Source organism: Finegoldia magna, assembly GCF_018371055.1.
GTDB lineage: Bacteria > Bacillota > Clostridia > Tissierellales > Peptoniphilaceae > Finegoldia > Finegoldia magna_I.
On the sequence record NZ_JAGYZD010000201.1, the window covers coordinates 1 to 3138 of the forward strand.

4 protein-coding genes and 1 pseudogene are annotated in these 3138 nt (G+C 30.5%); 1 reads left to right on the plus strand and 4 read right to left on the minus strand.

The genetic code is table 11. The features are described 5' to 3' along the window. The first annotated feature begins 217 nt into the window (after positions 1-217). On the plus strand, positions 218-631 hold the full coding sequence (locus KHW44_RS07875; RefSeq protein ID WP_304068100.1) for a Fur family transcriptional regulator: 414 nt from the start codon (positions 218-220) through the stop codon (positions 629-631). A gap of 36 nt (positions 632-667) precedes the next feature. Here the strand turns inward: KHW44_RS07875 and KHW44_RS07880 are convergent, their stop codons facing one another. From KHW44_RS07880 to KHW44_RS07895, 4 genes and pseudogenes are all read right to left on the minus strand, one after another. Then, positions 668-1438 carry an XdhC/CoxI family protein gene (locus KHW44_RS07880; RefSeq protein ID WP_304068103.1) on the minus strand — a complete coding sequence of 257 codons (771 nt, stop codon included), beginning with the start codon at positions 1436-1438 and terminating at the stop codon, positions 668-670. Beyond that, positions 1428-2240, minus strand: coding sequence for a selenium-dependent molybdenum cofactor biosynthesis protein YqeB (gene yqeB, locus KHW44_RS07885; RefSeq protein ID WP_304068106.1), 813 nt, complete (start codon positions 2238-2240; stop codon positions 1428-1430). The genes KHW44_RS07880 and yqeB overlap by 11 nt, the downstream gene beginning before the upstream one ends. Continuing rightward, the gene (locus KHW44_RS07890) at positions 2218-2811 is read right to left on the minus strand and encodes an NTP transferase domain-containing protein (protein WP_304068110.1); all 594 of its coding nucleotides are present in this window, start codon (positions 2809-2811) and stop codon (positions 2218-2220) included. Before KHW44_RS07890 ends, yqeB begins: the two co-directional genes overlap by 23 nt. Positions 2812-2892: 81 nt before the next feature. Further along, positions 2893-3138 (minus strand): annotated as a pseudogene (locus KHW44_RS07895) (bifunctional 5,10-methylenetetrahydrofolate dehydrogenase/5,10-methenyltetrahydrofolate cyclohydrolase); the annotation flags it as partial.

Below are 3138 nucleotides of genomic sequence, written 5' to 3' on the forward strand. Positions count from 1 at the left end.
TTCTTCAATTTCTTTATCAGAAATATCAGGTGGTGAAAATAAAATGTTCATAAACAACTCTCCTTATTTCACTAACTATATATTATACCACTAATTTGCGAATTTTTAGATATAAATGACGAAAAAGTTGACAAATTGTAGCATTCTTTCGATTTCAAATTTTAAACAGTTCTAAAATATTTCATAATAAAATGATATAATAATTATAGGTGATAATATGAAAAACGAAATCTTATTACAAAATGGTTTAAAAGTTACAAAAGCAAGAAAGCTTATAATATCGATTTTAGAAAAATCTGAGCAGCCTATCTCTGCAGAAGATTTGTATGAGATTTTCAAGAAAAAAGAAGACTCCAATCTGTCTACAATTTACAGAAATTTAAAAATATTAAAAAATAAAGAAATAGTTGAAGTTGTTTGTGAAATCGACGGCATTTCATATTACAGATTAAAAGGCAAAAAACATAAACACAGTATAATTTGTGAATCTTGCGGCAAAATTATTCCTATAGATCACTGCCCAGTTAAAAAAATTGAGATGGATTTGGAAGACAAAACAGGTTTTAAAATCGACTCACATTCTCTTGAATTTAGAGGGATTTGTCCAGATTGCCAAAATAAAAATGAATAGCAAGTAAAAAAGCATGACTTTTAAGTCATGCTTAAATTATTTGCCGTTCTTCACTTTCAGAATTTGAGACATTATCGAAATAGCTATTTCTTCTACAGATCCATCATCAATATCGAGTCCCACCGGAACATTTATACTGTCGACTAAGTTTTTGTCCACATTTCTTTCTATCAAATTTCGTTTTAACGTGTCTGCTTTTTTCTTGGAGCCCAACATTCCGAAATATTTATGAGGTTTGTTCAAAATGTTAAATGCAACATCTTCGTCGTGCTTATGATCTCTAGTTGCAGATATTATAAAAGTATCAGATGTAAATCTCAAATCATCTATAGAATCCTTGATTTCTTTATTGATATATTTTTTAATATTAGAAAAATCTTCATTGTAAATGAACTCGTCCCTATCATCAACTACAATTACTTCAAAATTAGTTAAAGTTGCAATTCTAGCTAGTTTTTGCGAACAATGTCCTGCTCCGAAAATAATCAACGTTGGTTTTGGGAAAAATACTTTACCAAAACCACTAGCTCTACCCCCGCAACTCATACTGACCTTTTCTCCTTCATTAAGTACATAATCAAATTCGAAGTCACTATCTTTTTTTAAGTTTTCAATGGAATCTTGGATTACTTGGTGTTCAATAGCACCACCGCCCACAGTCCCAAAAGTTTTTCCGTCTTCACGAACAGCCATAATATTTCCTTGTTTTCCTGGAACTGATCCTTTATTTTTAAATAAAGTCACCATCATACATTTATATCCATCTTCCAAAGATTTGTACATTTCTAACAAAACATCATTTTGCATCCTTATCTCTCCTGTTTTCTAACATCATAATTGCTTCCAAAACAGCTCCACCAATTGCTCTAGCTTTATCGCTAATTGTAAAACAATTTTTTACTTCTTCATATCTAGGGTCAATATCAATTATTTTAAGTCCTTTTGTGACCTCAAAATCATCCCTAATCATTCCTCTTATTACGCCATCCAAAGTCGCTCTTATAAAATTATTTCCGACTTTTGCAATGATTTCTCCTTTTTTAACAATATCCGAAATATTTTTAATATGAGTAAATTGTCCATTACAATCAGAGTATATTACTCTTTCACTTGAATATCCATTGATAATTCCTGGAACTTTTGTATTTTTCTTTGCAAATCCTTGTTCGATAATTCTTGCCAAATCATGACCTCTCATCGTTTCAATCACAATATCGCAATCAACTCCTGCTTCAAAACCAGGGCCCAAACCAATCGTGATGTCTGCCATACTTTTTTTAAGTCCAGTATTTTTCTTCGCTAATATAGCATCCACCACGACAGCGAATTTCTTCTTATCCAATATCGTAAGTTTTGGGTCAACTATTATCACAGGATTGTATTGTTCTAAGTATTCGTCAATTTCATCCAAGTTTTCACACAAAACAGCTTCTATATCTTCAACAGTCGCTTTTTTCTCATAAATTGCCTCAGAAAGTGATACTTTTCTTCTGATACTACTTGGATTTGAAACTTCAGTAACAACGCATTTGAATCCTGCGCGAACAAGTTTTTGAATTGTACCAGTTGCGATATCACCTGCGCCTCTAATCAAACAAATTTTCTGCATTTAAAATCCTTTCATAATCATCGTTTGTATCAATATCCATTAATTCTCTTTCGAAATCAGCGTCTACATATTTTACATCATTCAAATTCTTGTTCTTAATTATTGAACCTTTTTCGTCGTATTTCAGTGATAATAATTGATTAAAAAACTTCTTTGAGAAAATTACGGGATTTCCTACTTTGTCCTTGAACTTCAGTTGACAAATTTTATCTTTCTCAAATGAATTGATTAATTTTTCTATTGAAATTTCTGTTAATAATGGCTGATCAGAAACTAGGAAACAAATACCATCCATTTCTTTAAAATATTTGACCCCTAATTTGATTGATTCGCTCTGTCCATTTTCATTGTTAGGATTATTAAGCGTTTTGATTCCTATTTTGTTACAATATTCTATTATCGTAGAATTATTTGTAATCACAATTCTATCATAAAAGTTTGATTTTGCTACCAAATCAATAATATATTCAAAAATAAATTTATCATTATATTGTAGCATTAATTTGTCAGTTTTCATTCTCTTGGACAAACCACTTGCCATTATTACTGCGCCTATTTTCAAAATTATCACCTAATCTATTATACACTTTTAGTTTATTGCAATCAAAAAACCTCTTCATCAATTAAGATAAAGAGGTCTTTGAAATAAAAATTATTGTCTATTCAAAGCGCCTTCAACCATTTGCAACAATAGTACTCTTGTTGTGATTTTACCAACGCTATTTGCCAATACTTTTACGTTAACTTCTGGATTAACATCGCCTGATAATTTTCCGTTTTCATCCAAGCTAACTCCAACATCTACTACATAAGAATTTTCAGTAAAGTAAGAATCATCAAACATTTTAGCTTTTCCAACTGCAGTTACAACCAAATCAGCATTTTTAGTAAATGATTT

Bases quoted from the DNA above. Each gene is read 5' to 3' on its own strand.
- KHW44_RS07875 (WP_304068100.1), top strand. From the start codon at position 218: ATGAAAAACGAAATCTTATTACAAAATGGTTTAAAAGTTACAAAAGCA.
- KHW44_RS07880 (WP_304068103.1), bottom strand. From the start codon at position 1,438: ATGCAAAATGATGTTTTGTTAGAAATGTACAAATCTTTGGAAGATGGA.
- yqeB (WP_304068106.1), bottom strand. From the start codon at position 2,240: ATGCAGAAAATTTGTTTGATTAGAGGCGCAGGTGATATCGCAACTGGT.